The organism is Chromobacterium sp. ASV23, from assembly GCF_016428945.1.
Lineage (GTDB): Bacteria > Pseudomonadota > Gammaproteobacteria > Burkholderiales > Chromobacteriaceae > Chromobacterium > Chromobacterium sinusclupearum.
In genome coordinates, this window is sequence record NZ_JAELTR010000006.1 from 87,836 (window position 1) to 107,618 (window position 19,783).

Annotated in this window: 14 protein-coding genes; 13 read left to right on the top strand and 1 reads right to left on the bottom strand. The window is 63.0% G+C overall.

Going from position 1 to position 19,783, the window contains the following annotated elements; genetic code table 11:
- Window positions 1–15 precede the first annotated feature (15 nt).
- From JHD59_RS04680 to JHD59_RS04710, 7 genes are all read left to right on the top strand, one after another.
- A complete protein-coding gene (locus JHD59_RS04680; protein ID WP_199153332.1) occupies window positions 16–882 on the top strand; it encodes a BadF/BadG/BcrA/BcrD ATPase family protein in 867 nt (288 codons plus the stop codon).
- 22 nt (window positions 883–904) lie between these two features.
- Window positions 905–2,164 (top strand): ABC transporter substrate-binding protein, encoded by a 1,260-nt coding sequence (locus JHD59_RS04685; RefSeq protein WP_199153333.1) that lies wholly within the window; start codon window positions 905–907, stop codon window positions 2,162–2,164.
- A gap of 86 nt (window positions 2,165–2,250) precedes the next feature.
- Window positions 2,251–3,117: a carbohydrate ABC transporter permease gene (locus JHD59_RS04690; protein ID WP_103318971.1), complete on the top strand. Its 867-nt coding sequence runs from the start codon at window positions 2,251–2,253 to the stop codon at window positions 3,115–3,117.
- Between the two features lie 7 nt (window positions 3,118–3,124).
- Window positions 3,125–3,970, top strand: coding sequence for a carbohydrate ABC transporter permease (locus tag JHD59_RS04695; protein WP_199153334.1), 846 nt, complete (start codon window positions 3,125–3,127; stop codon window positions 3,968–3,970).
- Between the two features lie 128 nt (window positions 3,971–4,098).
- Window positions 4,099–5,082: an ABC transporter substrate-binding protein gene (locus JHD59_RS04700; protein WP_199153335.1), complete on the top strand. Its 984-nt coding sequence runs from the start codon at window positions 4,099–4,101 to the stop codon at window positions 5,080–5,082.
- 228 nt (window positions 5,083–5,310) lie between these two features.
- Window positions 5,311–7,521, top strand: a complete 2,211-nt coding sequence (gene katG, locus JHD59_RS04705) for a catalase/peroxidase HPI (RefSeq protein ID WP_199153336.1) — start codon at window positions 5,311–5,313, stop codon at window positions 7,519–7,521.
- Between the two features lie 212 nt (window positions 7,522–7,733).
- Window positions 7,734–9,053, top strand: coding sequence for an MFS transporter (locus JHD59_RS04710; protein ID WP_103321450.1), 1,320 nt, complete (start codon window positions 7,734–7,736; stop codon window positions 9,051–9,053).
- Here JHD59_RS04710 and JHD59_RS04715 read toward each other — a convergent pair.
- Window positions 9,044–9,862 (bottom strand): zinc-dependent peptidase, encoded by an 819-nt coding sequence (locus JHD59_RS04715; RefSeq protein ID WP_233163896.1) that lies wholly within the window; start codon window positions 9,860–9,862, stop codon window positions 9,044–9,046. The two genes, JHD59_RS04710 and JHD59_RS04715, sit on opposite strands and share 10 nt — an antisense overlap.
- A gap of 95 nt (window positions 9,863–9,957) precedes the next feature.
- On the opposite strand from JHD59_RS04715, the gene JHD59_RS04720 reads away from it, so the two are divergent.
- The 6 genes from JHD59_RS04720 (at window position 9,958) to JHD59_RS04745 (ending at window position 19,780) form a co-directional block, all read left to right on the top strand.
- The gene (locus JHD59_RS04720; protein ID WP_199153338.1) at window positions 9,958–11,163 is read left to right on the top strand and encodes a cation:proton antiporter; all 1,206 of its coding nucleotides are present in this window, start codon (window positions 9,958–9,960) and stop codon (window positions 11,161–11,163) included.
- Window positions 11,156–12,289 carry a YbdK family carboxylate-amine ligase gene (locus JHD59_RS04725; RefSeq protein ID WP_199153339.1) on the top strand — a complete coding sequence of 378 codons (1,134 nt, stop codon included), beginning with the start codon at window positions 11,156–11,158 and terminating at the stop codon, window positions 12,287–12,289. The genes JHD59_RS04720 and JHD59_RS04725 overlap by 8 nt, the downstream gene beginning before the upstream one ends.
- A 26-nt stretch (window positions 12,290–12,315) precedes the next feature.
- The gene (gene nudC, locus JHD59_RS04730; protein ID WP_199153340.1) at window positions 12,316–13,110 is read left to right on the top strand and encodes an NAD(+) diphosphatase; all 795 of its coding nucleotides are present in this window, start codon (window positions 12,316–12,318) and stop codon (window positions 13,108–13,110) included.
- 695 nt (window positions 13,111–13,805) lie between these two features.
- The gene (locus tag JHD59_RS04735) at window positions 13,806–15,359 is read left to right on the top strand and encodes a class I SAM-dependent DNA methyltransferase (RefSeq protein ID WP_199153341.1); all 1,554 of its coding nucleotides are present in this window, start codon (window positions 13,806–13,808) and stop codon (window positions 15,357–15,359) included.
- Entirely contained in the window at window positions 15,349–16,638 is a 1,290-nt protein-coding gene (locus JHD59_RS04740) for a restriction endonuclease subunit S (RefSeq protein WP_199153342.1), read from the top strand. Before JHD59_RS04735 ends, JHD59_RS04740 begins: the two co-directional genes overlap by 11 nt.
- 7 nt (window positions 16,639–16,645) lie before the next feature.
- Window positions 16,646–19,780, top strand: coding sequence for a type I restriction endonuclease subunit R (locus JHD59_RS04745; protein WP_199153343.1), 3,135 nt, complete (start codon window positions 16,646–16,648; stop codon window positions 19,778–19,780).
- The last annotated feature ends 3 nt before the right edge of the window (window positions 19,781–19,783 follow it).

Below are 19,783 nucleotides of genomic sequence, written 5' to 3' on the forward strand. Positions count from 1 at the left end.
CGGGACATATCCTCCATGGACAATTCCACTCCCTACCTGATTGGCGTGGACGGCGGCGGCACCGGCACGCGCTTGCGCATCGAATCTCCGGATGGCCGCCCGCTGACCCAGGCGGAAGGACCGGGCTCCTCGCTAGCCCAGGGCATAGAACCGGCTTGGCGCACCGTCCTGGCTTTGTTGGAGCGCGCCTTCGGCGAGATAGGAAAAGTGTTGCCGCCTTACGCCGATTGCGCCATCGGACTAGGGCTGTCCGGCGCGAACAACCCAGAGTGGGCGCGGCAATTCCGTCTGCGCGCGCCGGATTTCGCCCGACTGGAGTTGGCTACCGACGGCTACACCACCCTGCTGGGCGCGCATGGCGGCCAGCCCGGCGTCATCGTCGCCCTCGGCACCGGCAGCGTAGGCGAGGCGCTCTATCCAGACGGCAGCCACCGCGAGGTAGGCGGCTGGGGGTATCCCAGCGGCGACGAAGCCAGCGGCGCCTGGCTGGGACAGCGCGCCGCGCAATTGACGCAAATGGCGCTGGATGGCCGCTATACCCATACCCCTCTTACCCGCGCCGTGCTGGAATTCGTCGGCGGCAACTGGCAGGCGATGATGCGCTGGAACAGCGAGGCCAATCCGGCGCGTGTCGCCCAACTCGCGCCGCTGGTTTTCGCCGCGGCGCGCACGGATCCGGAGGCCGACGCGCTGCTGCGCCAGGCAGGCGAAGACGCCTGGGCCATCGCCCGGGCGCTGGACCCCGCCGGCGAATTGCCGGTCGCCTTATGCGGCGGGCTGGGCCAGGCCTTGCGCGACTGGCTGCCGCCTGGCTTCCGCCAGCAACTGACGCCCGCCAAGGGCGATTCGGCCAGCGGCGCGCTGCTGCTGCTGCGCCGCTGACACAACACAGGAGGAGATGAATATGAAAGTCTACCGTCTGGCATTCGCCAGCGCGGCCCTGCTCGCTTGCGGGCTGAGCGCCGCTGCGCATGCCGAGAAAATCCGTCTGGAATTCTGGACCGACTCGCTGCAACCGACCTTCAACGGCTATTTCGCCAACGTGAAGAAAAACTACGAAGCGCAACACCCCAATGTGGAAGTGCAGTGGGTGGACGTGTTCAACGAGAATTTCGAAACCAAGCTGAACGCCGCCATTGCCACCGGCAAGCCGCCAGCGCTGGTCAACCATGATGTGCCGCGACTGTTCAAGTACGCGCAAAAAGGCACTTTGATCCCGCTGGATGCCGCGCTGGGCGCGGACAAGGCCGCCTATCTGCCGAACGCGCTGGCCGATCTGAGCTTCGGCAGCAAGCTGTACGGCCTGCCGTGGTACAACAATATCAATATCCTGGCGATCAACGGCCAGCTGTTCAAAAAGGCCGGGTTGGACCCGCACGCGCCGGTGACCAGCCTGGAGCAGGAATTGGCGCTGGCCAAGACCATCAAGGCCAAGACCGGCGTGCCCGGCCTGCTGCCGCAGCTGGGGCAGATAGACGGCATCATGCTGGGCCAGGGCCTGCCGCTGATCGAAAACGGCAAGGCCGTGTTCAACAGTCCGCGCCATGTCGCATTGATCCGCAAATTCGCCGACGCCTACCAGGCCGGCGCGCTGGCCAAGGACAATCTGTTCGCCGACGACAACTACCAGGCCAGCGTCAAGCTGTACAACAGCGGCCGGCTGGCGATGATGGAAACCGCCCCCACCGCCGCGCAGCGCACGCAGAGCGACGCCCGCGCCATCTACGCCGTCACCGTGGTGCAGCCGGCGCCGCTGGGGCCGACCAAGATCGCCCAAGGCGGTTACCTGTTCAGCTGGGCCGTATCCAAGGGCTTGCCGGCGCCAACCCAGGCCGAAGCGGTGAAGTTCGCCAAATTCCTGACCAGCGACAGCCAACAGCTGGCCTTCGCCAAAGTGACAGGCGCCACCTTCCCGTCCACCCAGAAGGCATTGACCGACAGCTATTTCGTCAAGACCTCGGCCGGCGGCGCCATAGAGGATTCGCGCATCCAGGGCGCCAAGGTAGCGCGCAATATCCGCACCCTGGTGCTGACCGGCGTGCCCAATGTCGCCGACTTGAAGAAAAACCTGGTCGACAATGTGGAAGCCGCCGTCATCGGCAAGAAGGACGCGCAGAAAGCGCTGGACGACGCTGCGGCGTTCTGGAACCGGCAGCTGAAATAAGGACAGCCGCGCCTATCCCTCCTCTCTTTGCCCCTCCTCGTCTGCCGGAGGGGCTTTTTTCCGCCGCGCAGTACACGGAATGCACGATGAAGACCTCGTCCCGCAACGCCTGGCTGTTTCTGTCGCCCGCCCTGCTGCTGATGGGCGCGTTCACTTTCTGGCCGCTGCTGTTCGGCAGCTACGTCGCCTTCACCCGCTACGATCTGATCTCGCCGCCGCAATGGGCCGGCCTGGACAATTTCCGCTACCTGCTGGACGACCCCGTGTTCTGGCAGGCCATGGCCAATTCGCTGCGCTACCTGTTGGTGGTGCCGGCCATCCAGCTGTCCGGCATCGCCCTAGCGCTGCTGGTCAACCAGGCCTTGCCCGGCATCCGGCTATTCCGCGCCGCGCTATACCTGCCGGTGATCACCACGGTATCCGTTGTCGGCATCATGTGGAACTGGATGTACGCCGACTACGGCGTGCTCAACAGCGCGCTGCACTGGCTGCGGCTGCTGGCCCCGGAGCGCGATATCGGCTTCCTCAGCGACGAAGACCTGGCGCTGTATTCGGTGATGTTCGTCACCTATTGGCGCGGCCTGGGCTACTACATGGTGCTGTACCTGGCCGGACTGCAGGCCATCCCGGCCGAGATGCAGGAGGCGGCGCGGCTGGACGGCGCCAACCGCTGGCAGCGCTTCTGGCGCATCACCGTGCCCATGCTCAAGCCCACCATCCTGTTCTGCAGCCTGATCTCCACGCTAGACGCCTTGAAAGCGTTTGAGGAAGTGCTGGTGATGACGCGCGGCGCGCCGATGAATGCCACTTACACCGCGCTGTACTACGCCTTCCACCAGGGCTTCAACCAGCTGGACTTCGGCCGCGGCAGCGCCGCCGGGCTGATCCTGACGCTGGTCTGCCTGCTGCTGGCCTGGCTCAATTTCCGACTGATCCGCGCCGATCACCGCTGAGAACCGCATGGCTACCCTCGCCCTACCCCGACTCGCCCCGCGCCGCCTGCTGCGCCGGCTGCCCGACTTCATCTTGCTGCTGGCGCTGTCATTCGCCTGCTGCTATCCCTTCATCTGGACATTGGGCATCGCCGTCGGCAATGGCGAGCAGGTGTTCGACTTCCCGCCGCCGCTGTGGCCCAAGGATGCCGGATGGCAGCACTTTGCCGCCGTCTGGGACGCCATCCCGCTGGGGCGTTTCCTGTGGAACTCGCTATGCATCTCCGGCCTGACCACGCTGGGCACGCTGGCGGTATCGGCGCTGGCGGCCTTCCCGCTGGCCAAGCTGCGCTTTCGCGGCCGGCAACTGGTGTTCTACGCCATCATCGCCACGCTGCTCCTGCCCAGCGAAATCAACTTCATCAGCAACTACGTCACCATCACCCGGCTGGGACTGGACGACAGCCGGCTGGGCGTGGTGCTGCCGTCCATCGCCGGCGCTTTCGGCATTTACCTGATGAAGCATGCCTTCGAGGATATCCCGGACGAAATCGTCGACGCCGCCCGCATGGACGGCGCCAATGATTGGCAGGTGTTCTGGCGCATCTGCCTGCCGCTGGCGCGGCCCTACCTCGCCACGCTGGGCATTTTTACTCTGGTATGGTCGTGGAACGTCTACGTCTGGCCCAGCGTGGTGCTGAAAACGCCGGACCTGTACCCGCTGTCCGTCGGCGTGCTGTACCTGAAGGGCGCCTTCGCCACCTCCACCCGCATGGTGGCGGCCGGGGCGGTGCTGGCCATCCTGCCAGTGCTGGCCGTGTTTGTGTTTTGCCAACGCTACCTCATGCGCGGCATGGATGGGGCGGTGAAATGACGCCTTGCCCGCACGACAGGCTGCCGTCGGCTAGAGAAAACACGCGACACCGCCTAACATGATTTAAAACAACACAATACACCGCCTGCCACCCAGGCATTCGTCCGCAAGGGAATGGAGATTTGCCTATGAAATCCCTGACACTCTTGCTGATTCTGCTGCTGGGCGCATCGCAGATCTGCGCCCAAGGCCTCAAGCGCATCTACGTGATAGACAGCTATTCCGACCAGTACGCCTGGAGCCATGCCTACCGAGAAGTGCTGAAAACCGAACTGGCTCCGCTGGCGGCGCTGTCTTTTTTCGAACTGAACTCCAAGGTGGACAAGCCGGACAAGGTCAAGGCGACGGCGGGCAGGCTGGTTCGCCTCATCGATCATGACAAGCCGGATCTGGTCATCGCCGGCGACGACGCCTCGCTGGAGTTTGTGGGCGCCATGATCGACAACAAGATTCCTGTGGTGTACCTCGGCATCAACAACAATCCCAGACGATACTTCAAAACCCCTCAGCAAAACGTGACCGGCGTGCTGGAGCGCCCCTTGTTCTCCCGCAACATCCTCAGCATTGCGCCCTTTGCTCCCGGAAACGCCCACAACATCCTGATTCTGTTCGACAAGGAAATGACGGCGGACGTGATTGAGCAGGAAAGCTTCGATAACCTGCCGGCCATCAAATTAGGCATGTTCGACGTGATGATGGCGGAAGCCGCCACCTTCGAGGACTGGCAGCAGATCGTTGCCAGCGCCAAAGACAAGTACCGCGCCATCTGGGTCGGGCTGTATTTCGCGCTGCATGACCGCAACGGTCGTTATGTGCCGGGCGATGAGGTCATGCAATGGACCATGCAGCATACGCAGGTGCCGGTTTTTGCGTTCTGGAGCTTTGCCGTGGGGCCCAACCGCGCCATCGGCGGCATTGTGCTGACGGGGGCGGAACAAGGCCAGGCCGCAGCCTCCATCACCAAATCCATCCTGATCCATCACAAGCCGCCGTCCAGCATATTCCCGACCATCCCATCGGAAGGCACATTCATTTTCAGCCGCTCAGGGCTGGATCGCTGGCATATCAAGCTGCCGAACGACATGCTGAAGAAAACCACGCTGCTGGATTGAGCATGCCGGCCAGGACGGCTTAACGCCGCTCGCGGCAGCCGCTATTGACGTTTGCCGAACGGTCCCGCCGGTACGGCAAACCATCAATAGCTAAATTATAACCATCGGCATTAAACGATAGTTTTGTGAAATTGACTCGATAAAACATACTCAATAGCCAGACGATGGTTTGGCAACTAACCTAGGTTCAGCAAGTCATCCCATTGCCCCCCACGCAAGGAGAACACTATGAGCCAGGAACAAAAATGCCCTTTCACCGCCGCCCATGCCGGCAAGACACTGGCAGGCACCCGCAGCAACCGGGATTGGTGGCCCAATCAACTGAACCTGAACATTCTGCACCAGCACGCGCCCGCGTCCAACCCGCTGGGCAACGATTTCGACTACGCCAAGGCCTTCAAGACGCTGGACCTGGCCGCCGTGAAAAAAGACCTGTACGCGCTGATGACCACTTCGCAGGAGTGGTGGCCGGCGGACTGGGGCCACTATGGCGGCCTGTTCATCCGCATGGCCTGGCACAGCGCCGGCACCTACCGCACGGCTGACGGCCGCGGCGGCGCGGGCACCGGCAACCAACGCTTTGCGCCGCTGAACAGTTGGCCGGACAACGGCAACCTGGACAAGGCGCGCCGCCTGCTGTGGCCGATCAAGCAAAAGTACGGCAACAAGCTGTCCTGGGGCGATCTGATGATCCTGGCCGGCAACTGCGCGCTGGAATCGATGGGCTTCAAGACCTTCGGTTTCGCCGGCGGCCGCGTAGACATCTGGCAACCGGAAGAAGACATCTACTGGGGCGCCGAGCAGACCTGGCTGGCTACCAGCGACAAGCCGAACAGCCGCTACGCAGGCGACCGCCAACTGGAAAATCCGCTGGCCGCCGTGCAAATGGGCCTGATCTACGTCAACCCGGAAGGTCCGGACGGCAATCCAGACCCGGTGGCCTCCGGCCGTGACGTGCGCGAAACCTTCGCCCGCATGGCGATGAACGATGAAGAGACCGTAGCCTTGGTCGCCGGCGGCCACACCTTCGGCAAAGCCCACGGCGCGGGCGACCCGGCGCTGGTGGGGCCGGAGCCGGAAGCCGCCCCGATCGAGGCGCAGGGCCTGGGCTGGATCAACCGCTTCGGCTCCGGCAAAGGCGCGCATGCCACCACCAGCGGGATTGAAGGCGCCTGGAAGCCAAACCCGACCCGCTGGGACAATGGCTACTTCGACGTGCTGTTCGGCTATGAGTGGGAACTGACCAAGAGCCCGGCCGGCGCGCATCAATGGGTGGCCAAGAACGTGAAGCCGGAGCACATGATTCCGGACGCGCATGATCCGTCCAAGAAACATCCGCCGATGATGACCACGGCCGATCTGTCGCTGCGCTTCGATCCGATCTACGAACCGATCGCCCGCCGCTTCCACCAGAACCCGCAGGCCTTCGCCGACGCCTTCGCCCGCGCCTGGTTCAAGCTGACCCACCGCGACATGGGCCCGAAAGCACGCTACCTCGGCCCGGAAGTGCCGGCGGAAGAGCTGATCTGGCAAGACCCGATCCCGACAGTCGATCACCCGTTGATCGACGCCAAGGACATCGCCGCGCTGAAGGTGAAATTGCTGGCTTCCGGCCTGTCGATCGCGGAGCTGGTCTCCACCGCCTGGGCATCGGCCTCCACCTTCCGCGGCTCGGACAAGCGCGGCGGCGCCAACGGCGCGCGCATCCGCCTGGCGCCGCAGAAAGACTGGGAAGTCAATCAGTCCGAGCAATTGGCGCGGGTGCTGGCCGCGCTGGACGAAGTCCGCCAGGGCTTCAATCGCGCGCAGAGCGGCGGCAAGAAGGTATCGCTGGCCGATCTGATCGTGCTGGGCGGCTGCGCGGCGGTGGAAGCCGCGGCCAAGGCTGCCGGCTTCGCGGTGGACGTGCCGTTTACCCCCGGCCGAACCGACGCGTCGCAAGACCAGACCGATGTCGAGTCCTTCGCCGTGCTGGAGCCGCAGGCCGACGGTTTCCGCAACTACCAGAAAAAAGCCTTTACCGCCCCGGCGGAAGCGCTGCTGGTGGACAAGGCGCAGTTGCTGACCTTAAGCGCGCCGGAGATGACGGTGCTGGTGGGCGGCCTGCGCGTGCTGGGCGCCAATGCCGGCCAATCGCGGCACGGCGTGTTCACGCAGCGGCCGCAGGCGCTGAGCAATGACTTTTTCGTCAACCTGCTGGATATGGGCACGGTGTGGCAGCCGGTTTCGGACGCGCATGACGTATATGAAGGCCGCGACCGCGCCAGCGGCGCGCTGAAATGGACGGCGACCCGGGTCGATCTGGTCTTCGGCTCCAACTCGCAGCTGCGCGCGCTGGCCGAAGTCTATGCCCAAGACGACGCCAAGGAGAAGTTCGTGCGCGACTTCGCCGCGGCCTGGAGCAAGGTGATGAACCTGGACCGCTTCGATCTGCAGTAAGCCTAACCTTGCCCCGGCGCGCGCCTTGCCGCCGGGGCTTTTTTCTTTCCGCAAGCGCCCAGCGCTTGCGCGCCCCGCCCGCCGCGTATCCCGTGAATACAAAAATGCAATAGATTCGTATTGTCAGACAATCCCCGCTCCTTTAATCTGATCCGCACGGCCGCGCTTAAACAAGCAGCCGACAATAAACTGGACAAGAGGACCGCACCTGGATGAACGCCCGCCCACTGACCCTGCCCTCCGCTCGCCCGCTGGGGCGACAGGACTATAAGACGCTCTCTCTGGCCGCGCTTGGCGGCGCGCTGGAATTCTACGACTTCATCATTTTCGTGTTCTTCGCCGTGGTGCTGGGCAAGCTGTTCTTCCCGCCCAGCATGCCGGACTGGCTGAGCCAGCTGCAAACTTACGGCATCTTCGCCGCCGGCTATCTGGCGCGGCCGCTGGGCGGCATCGTGATGGCGCATTTCGGCGACCTGTTCGGCCGCAAGCGTATGTTCACGCTAAGCATCGTACTGATGGCGCTGCCCACGCTGGCGATGGGCATGTTGCCCACCTACCACGATATCGGCATCGCCGCGCCGCTGCTGCTGCTGACGCTGCGCATCCTGCAGGGGGCGGCCATAGGCGGCGAAGTGCCGGGCGCCTGGGTGTTCGTCGCCGAGCACGCGCCATCCCGCCATACCGGCTTTGCCTGCGGCGTGATCACGTCCGGCCTGACCGTAGGCATCCTGCTGGGCTCCTTGATCGCCACGGCCATCAATATGGCGTTTTCCCAGCAGCAGATCGCGGAATGGGCTTGGCGGGTGCCATTTCTGATCGGCGGCGTGTTTGGGCTGGTGGCGATGCAGCTGCGGCAGTGGCTGCATGAAACGCCGGTATTCGCGGAGATGAAGGCGCGCAAGAAACTGTCGCGCGAGCTGCCGCTGAAAACGGTGCTGAAACAGCACAAGACCGGCGTGGCCTTGTCCATGTTTCTGACCTGGTTCCTGGCCATCGCCATCGTCGTCGCCATCCTGATGGCGCCGGCTTATCTGCAGAAACAGTTCAGCATCCTGCCGGTGGACTCGCTGCGCGCCAACAGCCTGGCCGTGGTCGCGCTGTCCTGCGGCTGTCTGGTGGCGGGCTGGCTCAGCGACCGCATCGGCAGCGGCTTCACGCTGATTGGCGGCAGCCTGCTGCTGGGCATCAGCAGCCATTTGTTCTATTCGATCATGGCGCAAGACAGCAGCCAGCTGTATCCGCTGTACACGCTGCTGGGCTTCAGCGTGGGCATCGTCGGCGCGGTGCCGCTGGTGATGGTGCGGGTCTTCCCGGCTGCGGTGCGCTTCTCCGGACTGTCGTTCTCGTACAATGTGGCCTACGCCTTTGCCGGCGGCCTGACGCCGGTGCTGCTGTCCATCTGGCTGAAATACGACGCGATGGCGCCTTCTTACTATCTGATGGTCCAGTGCCTGATCGGCCTGGCGGCCGGCATCTACCTGCTGCTGCGCGAAAAAGGCGGCGTCCTGGCCGAGACGATAGATCAACCCTGACCCATGCCATCGGGCGGCTGAGGCGGCAGCAGCGCGTCTTCCGCCACCCTTGGCAGCCTGGCCGCCGGATCTTGTCGATAGAACAGCTTCAGCAAGCCATACAGATTTGGGAAATCCCTGGCCACCAGGTGGGGGATTTCAAAGAAGGCTTCGCTGAGCACGGCAAAGAATTCAGCCGGGTTTTCGCTGGCGTACGGGTCCAGCCAACCCTCCACGCCATGGTCCACCGTACGGCAAAATTGGCGATAAGCCTGGTTCCATGCCTGGCTCCAGGTTTGGCGGTTCATGCCCTTGTGCAGCGGCGGAGCGCCATTGGCCGGGCCATCCAGCATGTCGAACTGGTGGGCCACCTCGTGGATCACCACATTCCAGCCGTCCAGCAACGGCGATTCATTCACATCCGGCCAGGAAAACACCAGCGGCCCCTGATAATGGGCCTGGCCTATCAACACCTGTTCGGCTTCATGCGCCAGGCCCATGCCATCCTGCCAACGGTTGCGCACCACAAACGGCGCAGGGTACAGCACCGCCTCGCGCCAGTTTTCATAGGCGCGCATGCCCAGGTTCATGCCCGGCAATGCCATCTGCAGCGCCAGCCGGCACCGCATGGCATCGTCCACCGCCATGTCCTCCAGACCGGTGATGGTCTTGGCCAGCAGCAAGTCGCCCGCCAGCCTGAGCAGGCGGTCCCGCTCGTCGGCCGACAAGCCCTCCAGCAGCGGCATGCCGTCTGCCTCTTCCCGCAGCCGCGACAGCAAGGCCGGCGGCATCCGTTTGCCGCCCAGGCGGCGGATCCAGTCTATTAGCATGAACTCTTGGCTCGAAATCGCGTCAGTCATTCATACCTTAGGGCAGAGGCAAGGCAATTCAATGCCTCGCATCGCGCAATACAGGAGAAACCACTATGCCATTCCCCACCTGGCACAATCTGATGCTGAACCCGCTGGCCGCGTTCGGCATCCTGCTGGCTCTGGGCGTGATAGGCGGCCAGATCGCCGTGCGCGTGGCGCGCTTGCCGGCCATCACCGGCTACATCGTCACCGGCCTGATCATCGGCCCCTACAGCCTTAACCTGCTGAACCAGCAATTGCTGAACGAAGCCTCGCTGTTCGTGCAACTGGCGCTGGGCATCTCGCTGTTTGAAGCCGGGCGCCGCGTGGACTTGCGCTGGCTGCGCGTGGAAAAGACGCTGCTGGCCACCAGCCTGTTCTACTGTGTATTGGTATTCGCCGCGCTGTTCGCGCTGCTGAATGCCGGCGGCTTTGGCGCGCCGGCCAGCCTGATGCTGGCGGCGCTGGGCATGGCCACTTCGCCCATCGTGGTGCTGGAGATCGTGCGCGAATCGCGCGCCGACGGCCAGGTCAGCGAGCGGCTGCTGACCGCCACCGCGCTGTCCAGCCTACTGGCGATGATAGGCTTCGCGCTGGCGCTGTCGTACAGCCACCTGTCAGCCAATCACACGGTGGAAGAAGGCATCCTGATGCCCGGCTGGCTGATCCTGGGCTCGGCCGCGCTGGGTCTGGTCGCCGGGCTGGTGACCACCCAGTTGAACCGCTGGCTGGGCGGACACCAGCGCGAAGCTCAACGCGTGCTGTTGTTCGGCCTGATCGCGCTGGTCGTCGGCCTGGCCGACATGCTGCAGCTGCTGGCCTTGCTGGCGCTGCTGATCGCGGGGATGAGCACCCGCGGCATGCGCCACGGCTATACGGTCAGCGAGCCGGGCATCCTGTCGCTGAGCCATGTCTTTACTGTGGCTTTCTTTGTCTCCGCCGGCGCCCATCTGTCGCCGCAGGCGCTGGCCGCGCACTGGCAGCTGGCGCTGCTGTGCCTGCTGCTGCGCTGCGGCATCGGCATGCTGGTGTGGTGGCTGGCCGCGCGCGGCAACGGCCTGTCGCGCAAACAGGGCGCCTTGCTGGGCCTGGCGCTGAGTCCGATGAACAGCGGCTCGGCGCTGCTGCTGGGCCTGGGCATGGTGTCGCTCGGAGAAGCGGCCCAGAGCTTCAGCGCGGCGCTGATGGCCGCGCTGCTGATCAACGAGATCTTCGCCCCCATCCTCAGCCGGCTGGCGCTGCGCCTGGCCGGCGAAACCGCGGGAGCCAATCATGCTTGAATTCAACACAAGCCAGCCGCTCACCCTGGGCGTGGAGCTGGAGCTGATGATACTGAACCGCCGCGACTACAACCTGACGCGCGGTTCCGACGACTTGCTGCTGCAAGTCAACCGCAAGCCGCATGGCTTCGACATCAAGCCTGAAATCACCCAGGGCATGATAGAAATCGGCACCGCCGTCCACAGCGACGTCAACGCCATGCTGGAGGAGCTGTTGGCCATCCGCCAGTTGCTGGTGGACAGCGCGCACAAGCTGAACCTGGGTCTGGCCGGCGGCGGCGCCCACCCCTTCCAGCACTGGGACGATCAGCGCATCTACCCCAAGGAGCGCTACCAGCTGGTATCGGAACTGTACGGTTACCTGGCCAAACAGTTCACCGTCTACGGCCAGCACATCCACATCGGCTGTCCAGACGGCGACGCCGCGGTGCGGCTCACCCACTACCTGGCGCGCTACATCCCGCACTTCATCGCGCTGTCCGCGTCGTCTCCGTTCTATCAAGGCGTGGACACCGCCTTCCAGACCTCGCGCCTGACCAGCGTCAACGCCTTCCCGCTGTCCGGCTGCATGCCGGTGGTGAGCGACTGGGCTGCGTTCAACGAGTATTTCGAACGGATGGAATCGCTAGGCATCGTGGCCAGCATGAAGGACTTCTACTGGGACATCCGTCCCAAGCCGGAATACGGCACGGTGGAAATCCGCATCTGCGACACGCCCTTATCCATCGACACCCCGGTGCTGCTGGCCGCCTACGCCCAGATGCTGGCTCGGCGCTGCCTGGAAGACGGCTGGGACGACATCAGCCCGGAACCCTACCTCACCTACAGCTATAACCGCTTCCAGGCCTGCCGCTTCGGCTTCGATGGCGTGCTGGTGGACGCCCGCGGCAATCGCCAGCAGGGGCTGCAGGAAGACCTGCTGGACTCCCTGCGCGAGCTGGAGCCGCATGCCGAGGCGCTGGGCAGCCAACGCCAGCTGGCGGCGCTGCGGCAGAAAGCGCTGAAATGCCACAGCGATAGCCGATGGCTTCGCCAGGTGTACGAGCACAGCGGCTCGCTCAGCGAGGTGGTGCGCCGGCAAAGCGAACACTGGATGTACGCGGCGCCGGGAGTCGGCGTAAACTGAGCGATCTTCATCATGACTTTCGCATCATGGCTTTCGAACTCTCGCAACAACCGGCGCCGAACCTGCCCGCGCGCTGGTGCATTTTTGATGATTCCCGCCTGTGGCTGCTGGACAAAGCTCTGCCGGCATCCGCCCCAGCCGGTTGCGTGCTGACCGGCCAGCGTTTTCTCGGCATCCACGAGCAACACAATCTGTTTCTGGCGGAACTGGTGGGCGCGCCGCCTGCCAGCGGCGAGTGGCTGCCGCTGCGCCCTGCCCTTCTCGCGCTTCCCGCCGAGCAGGTCCAGGCCGCGGCGCGGGCCGCCCAGTTGCGCCAGTTTTTGCGCAACCACCGCTTCTGCGGCCATTGCGCCACGCCGCTGGCCGTCAATAGCGACCAACTGGGCCGCCACTGCCCCAACTGCGGCCAGGTCTACTACCCGCGCATCTCGCCGGCGATGATGGTGCTGGTGCACCGCGGCCGCGAGCTGCTGCTGGCGCGCAGCCCGCACTTCACGCCCGGCGTGTACAGCGCGCTGGCCGGCTTCGTCGAACCCGGCGAGACGCTGGAAGAGTGCGTGCACCGCGAAACCTGGGAGGAAGTGGGAATCAAGGTAAAAAACCTGCGCTACGCCTTCTCGCAGTCCTGGCCGTTTCCCCACTCGCTGATGCTGGCATTCACCGCCGAGTACGACAGCGGCGACATCCGCCCGCAAGAAGGCGAGATTGAAGACGCCGGCTGGTTCGATATCGACGCCCTGCCCCCGCTGCCGACCGTCATCTCCATCGCCAACCACCTGATTACCCACAGCTGCGAGCAGATTCGAAACCATTTACTCTGAATGGCTTTGTTAGTGGGATGGACGCCCCTTGCGCAAAGCGGCATCGAGGTGCCGCATTGAGAATGCGGGCGACTCGCTGACAGAACGGTGCGATGAAGACGCCATGCGTCATGGCGGACACTAGGGGCTGTTGACGTTTGGTGAGTGGATCGCGTTTGCGCCGATTTGGGCCGGAAGCAAGGCGCACAGTCCGCCGCATAGTCATTCTATGCAAGGGCTGGGCAACGTGGCTTCCGGCCCAAAGCGGCCAAACCCGCAGGGCCGGGCGCCTTTCGCGCCGAATCTTCGTTGTTCCGCGCTGGCAGAGAATGACTATCCGGCGCGCGAAACGCCTCGATTCGTCGCAAAATGCATCCCGGCGCGACCGCCCACCAAACGTCAACAGCCCCTATGGCAGCCGCCCATGCCTTGGCTTCAGTCTTGGATTCAAATGCAAAACCGCTGTTGCGCAAGCCGGCATGCCGCGCTGCTTGCAACTTTTATTGCCGCCCAGTCGTCGCGCCTTTCGCTGCCCAGGAGGCGGGTCTGACGGGCGAAATATATCGTTCGCCTTTCCTCTGGACGCCCCAAGGCGCCATCCTCGCATCCCGTCGCCCGATAAAATCCCATATAGCGTAAAATAGCGAGCTATTGAATGCTGATGCGGGCATGCGCCGCGCTTTCCCGCTATTTTTTGAACGGAAATACCCATACCCATGCTTGACGATATCAAGAAGACCCTCTGGGCCGCGGCTGACAAGCTGCGCGCCAATATGGATGCCGCCGAATACAAGCACCTCGTCCTTGGCCTTATCTTCCTCAAGTACATCTCCGACACCTTCGCCGCCCGTCAGGCCGAATTGAAGAAGCGCTTCGCCGACGAGAGCGACGAATACTTCCTGCACGATTGCGATGATGAGCTGCTGGCGGAAGAGCTGGACGACCGCGACTACTACACGGCGGTGAACGTGTTCTGGGTGCCGGAAGCGGCCCGCTGGGAGAACTTGCGCGCCGCGGCCAAGCAAACCGACATCGGCAAGCGGGTGGATAATGCGCTGGCCGAAATCGAGGGCGAGAACCCCAAGCTCAAGGGCATTCTGGACAAGCGCTACGCGCGCGCCCAGTTGCCGGATGGCAAGTTGGGCGAGCTGGTGGATTTGATTTCCACGATTGGTTTTGGCGAAGACGCCAGCCAGGCGCGCGATGTGCTGGGCCAGGTCTACGAATATTTCCTCGGCCAGTTCGCCAGCGCCGAAGGCAAGAAGGGCGGCCAGTTCTACACCCCGGCCTCCATCGTCAAAACTTTGGTAGCCGTGCTGGCTCCGCACCATGGCAAGGTGTACGACCCCTGCTGCGGCTCCGGCGGCATGTTCGTGCAGTCGGAAAAATTCATTGAAGCGCACGGCGGCAAACTGGGCGACGTGTCCATCTACGGCCAGGAGTCCAACCCCACCACCTGGCGGCTGGCGGCGATGAACCTGGCCATTCGCGGCATAGACTACAACCTGGGCCGCGAACCGGGCGACACCTTTACTCGCAACCAGCACCCGGACCTGCGCGCCGACTTCATCCTGGCCAACCCGCCGTTCAATATCAGCGACTGGTGGCACGGCAGCCTGGAGGGCGACCCGCGCTGGGTCTATGGCACGCCGCCGCAGGGCAACGCCAACTACGCTTGGCTGCAGCACATGCTGCACCACCTCAAGCAAAATGGCCGCGCCGGCATCGTGCTGGCCAACGGCAGCATGTCCTCCAGCCAGAACAACGAAGGCGCCATCCGCGCCGCCATGGTGGACGCGGACGTGGTGGAAGTGATGATTGCCTTGCCCGGCCAGCTGTTCTTCAACACCCAGATTCCGGCCTGCCTGTGGTTCCTGACCAAGCAGAAGACCACGCGCCAGGGCGAAGTGCTGTTCATCGACGCCCGCAAGCTGGGCACGATGATTTCGCGGGTGCAGGCCGAACTGACCGACGACACCATAGCCCGCATCGCCCAGACCGTCGCCGCCTGGCGTGGTGAGGCCGAGGCTGGCGAGTATCAAGACATCCCCGGCTACTGCCGCAGCGTCAAGCTGGCCGAAATTGCCGAGCACGGCCATGTGCTGACGCCGGGACGCTACGTCGGCGCAGAGGAAGTCGAGGATGACGACGAGGCGTTTGCCGATAAGATGCAGCAGCTCACCGAAAAACTGGGTGAGCAGATGGCCAAGGGCGCGGAGTTGGACGCTCTGATTCGTCAGAAGCTGGGGGGGCTGGGGTATGAATGCTGATGTTTGCCGACTGTCTGACCTTGCCAATATCCAGGGAGGCTATGCATTCAAGAGTGCCGACTTTGGGGATAACGGCGTTGCTGTCGTCAAGATTGCCAACATTCAGCCGCCAGTCATCGTTCTGAATGGCGTTGACCGAGTGGCGCCGGAAAAATTGGCAGGTCTTGAACGATTTCGACTAAGCGATGGTGACATTTTGATGGCAATGACCGGTGCGACCGTCGGTAAGGTTGCGCGTTTCAAAGAAACCGAGCCGGCTTATCTGAACCAGCGCGTCGCACGAATCTCATCAAAAAAAGGTAAGGCGTTTGACGACTTTATCTATGCTGTTGTCTCTCTGCCTGGTTTTGACTCGCTTATTGAAGGCGCCTCAGCGGGCAGCGCTCAAGCAAATGTTAGTGCAGCCGGCATTGGCTCGGTACAAATCTCTCGCCTAGCCGAGGGCGAACAACTTGCAATCGGCGAGATAGCGCGGGTTTTTGACGACCGCATCACCCTCCTGCGCGAAACCAACGCCACGCTGGAAGCCATCGCCCAAGCCTTGTTCAAATCCTGGTTTGTCGATTTCGACCCCGTGCGCGCCAAAATGGAAGGCCGCGCCCCGGAAGGCATGGACGAAGCCACAGCTGCGTTGTTTCCGGATGGGTTCGAGGAGTCGGAGTTGGGGTTGGTGCCGAGGGGGTGGCGGTTGCTCACGCTTGAAGATGCTTATGAAATTAATCCCACCCGCAAGCTAAAAAAGGGTGTAGGTGCTCCGTACCTTGATATGGCGGGCGTCAGCACGAGCGGCCATTCGGTAAGTGGTGTGACTGAGCGCGAGATGGGTTCAGGAACCAAGTTCATCAACGGTGATACCTTACTGGCCCGCATTACGCCCTGCCTGGAAAACGGTAAGACCGCTTTCGTAGACTTCCTGACTGATGAACAGACGGGCTGGGGCTCCACCGAGTTTGTAGTGCTGCATCCAAAGGCCCCGTTGCCGCCATATCACGGGTACTTGCTCGCCCGCCATTCAACGTTCCGTGAATTCGCTATTCAAAGCATGTCTGGAACAAGTGGGCGGCAGCGCGTGCAAAATGATGTGCTTGGTCGCTTTCCAGTCGTAGTTCCTTCCAATGCCGTGGCGAACATCTTTTCTGAAGTGGTCGGCAGCATTCAACAGAAAATCTCAGCGAACCATCAACAAGCCCAAACCCTTGCCAGCCTGCGCGACACACTTCTCCCCCGCCTGATTTCCGGCCAACTGCGCCTGCCCGAGGCGGAAGCGCTCATCGCCTGAGAACACCATGACAGAAGACCAACTGGAACAGGAAACCCTAGGCTGGCTGGAAGACGTCGGCTACACCCGTCTGTTCGGACCCGATCTGGCGCCGGAAGGGGCCGATTGCGAGCGGGCCGACTATCGCCAGGTGCTGTTGCTGGAGCGGCTGCGTAGCGCCATCGCCCGGCTCAATCCGGGCATTCCGCTGGCGGCGCGCGAGGATGCGCTGCGCCAGGTGCAGGAGCTGGGCATTCCGGCCTTGTTGTCCGCCAACCGGCGCTTCCACCAGTTGCTGGTGGGCGGGGTGCCGGTGGAGGTGCAAAAAGACGGCGAAACGCGCGGCGATTTTGTGCGCCTCATCGACTGGGCGAACCCGTCCGCCAACGAATGGCTGGCGGTGAACCAATTCGCCATCAAGGGGCCGCGCCACAGCCGCCGCCCGGACATCATTCTGTTTGTGAATGGCTTGCCGCTGGCGCTGCTGGAGCTGAAGAACCCGGCGGATGAAAACGCCGATATCTGGAAAGCCTACGAGCAGATTCAGACCTACAAGGAACAGATACCGGACGTCTTCCAGTACAACGAAATCCTGGTGATTGCCGATGGTTCCGAAGCCCGCATGGGTTCGCTGTCGGCCAATGCCGAGCGCTATATGCAGTGGCGCACCATCGATGGCGTCACGCTGGACCCGCTGGGGCAGTTCAACGAACTGGAAACTCTGGTGCGCGGCGTGCTGGCGCCGGCCTATCTGCTCGATTATCTGCGCTTCTTCGTGCTGTTTGAGGATGACGGCAAGCTGGTGAAGAAAATTGCCGGCTACCACCAGTTTCACGCGGTGCGCGCGGCCATCCAGCAGGTGGTGATGTCTTCCCGCCCCGGCGGCAGCCACAAGGGCGGCGTGGTGTGGCATACCCAGGGCAGCGGCAAGAGCATCACCATGACTTGCTTTGCCGCGCGGGTGATGCAGGACGCCGCGATGGAAAACCCGACCATCGTGGTGATTACCGACCGCAACGACCTGGACGGCCAGCTGTTTGGCGTGTTCTCGCTGGCGCAGGACCTGCTGCGCGAGCAGCCCGTGCAGGTGGCCACACGCCAAGACCTGCGCGCCAAGCTGGCCAACCGGCCCTCAGGCGGCATCGTGTTCGCCACCATCCAGAAGTTCATGCCCGGGGAGGATGAAGACAGCTTCCCGATGCTGTCCGACCGGCGCAATATCGTGGTCATCGCCGACGAGGCGCATCGCACCCAGTATGGCTTTGAGGCCAAGCTCAAGACGCTGAAAGCCCCGAAAGCCGCCGCCAATGACGATAAGGCCCAGCGGGCGGCCGAGCCGCATGCCGTGTATCAGGTGGGTTATGCCCAGCATCTGCGCGATGCTTTGCCCAACGCCACCTTCGTCGCTTTCACCGGCACGCCGGTGTCCAGCGAGGACCGCGACACGCGGGCGGTGTTTGGCGACTATATCCACGTCTACGACATGCAGCAGGCCAAGGAAGACGGGGCCACCGTGGCCATCTACTTCGAATCCCGCCTCGCCAAGCTGTCGCTCAAGGCGGACGAGTTGCCGCTGATAGACGAGGAAGTGGACGAGCTGGCCGAGGATGAAGAAGAAAGCCAGCAGGCCAAGTTGAAGAGCCGCTGGGCGGCCCTGGAAAAGGTGGTGGGCGCGGAGCCGCGCATCGAAGCGGTGGCGGCGGACCTGGTGGCCCACTACGAGGAACGCTGCCAGGCGCAGAACGGCAAGGCCATGGTGGTGGCCATGAGCCGCGACATCTGCGTCCACCTCTACAACGAAATCATCAGGCTGCGCCCGGACTGGCATGATGCCGACCCGGAAAAAGGCGCCATCAAGATTGTGATGACCGGCTCGGCCAGCGACAAGGCGCTGCTGCGGCCGCACATCTACAACCATCAAACCAAGAAACGCCTGGAAAAACGCTTCAAAGACCCCGCCGACCCTTTGCGCCTGGTCATCGTGCGCGACATGTGGCTGACTGGCTTCGACGCGCCTTGCGTGCATACCCTGTACGTGGACAAGCCGATGAAGGGCCACAACCTGATGCAGGCCATCGCGCGGGTCAACCGGGTGTTCAAGGACAAGCAAGGCGGCCTGGTGGTGGACTATATCGGCATCGCCAACGAGCTGAAATCGGCGCTCAAGGAATACACCGCCAGCAATGGCCGCGGCAAGCCGACCGTGGATGCCGCCGAAGCCTATGCCATTTTGGCGGAGAAGCTCGACATCCTGCAGAGCATGCTGCATGGCTACGACTATAGCGACTTCCTGACGGCGGGCCACAAATGCTTGGCCGGCGCAGCCAACCATGTCCTGGGGCTGGAGGATGGCAAGAAGCGCTTCGCCGATGCCGCGCTGGCGATGAGCAAGGCCTTCACGCTGTGCTGCACGCTGGACGAAGCCAAGGCGGTGCGCGAGGAAGTAGCGTTCATGCAGGCGGTCAAGGTCATTCTGACCAAGCGCGATATCAGCCAGCAGAAGCGCACCGATGAAGAGCGGGAGCTGGCTATCCGCCAAATCATCGGCTCGGCGGTGGTGTCCGACGAAGTGGTGGATGTTTTCGAAGCCGTTGGCCTCGATAAACCCAATATCGGCATCCTGGATGAAGCTTTCCTGGCGGAAGTGCGCAATCTGCCTGAGCGCAACCTGGCGGTGGAGCTGCTGGAGCGCCTGCTGGAAGGAGAGGTGAAAAGCCGCTTCTCCGGCAATGTGGTGCAGGAGAAGAAGTTCTCCGAAATGCTGGCTAATGTGGTGAAGCGCTACCAGAACCGCTCCATTGAAACGGCTCAGGTCATCGAGGAACTCATCGAGATGGCCAAGAAGTTTCATGAAGCGGCCAACCGCAGCGAAGCGTTGGGCCTCACTGAAGATGAAATCCGCTTTTACGACGCGCTTGCCAATAGCGAGTCCGCGGTGCGCGAACTGACGGACGAGACGCTGAAGAAGATTGCCCATGAGCTGACTGACAATCTGCGTAAAAACCTCAGCGTGGACTGGTCGGCGCGCGAAAGCGTCCGCGCCAAGCTGAGGCTGATGGTGAAGCGCATCCTGCGGAAATACAAATATCCGCCGGACCAGCAGGACGGTGCCGTGGAGTTGGTGCTGCAGCAGGCGCAAGCCCTGGGTGAAGCGTGGATTTGATGC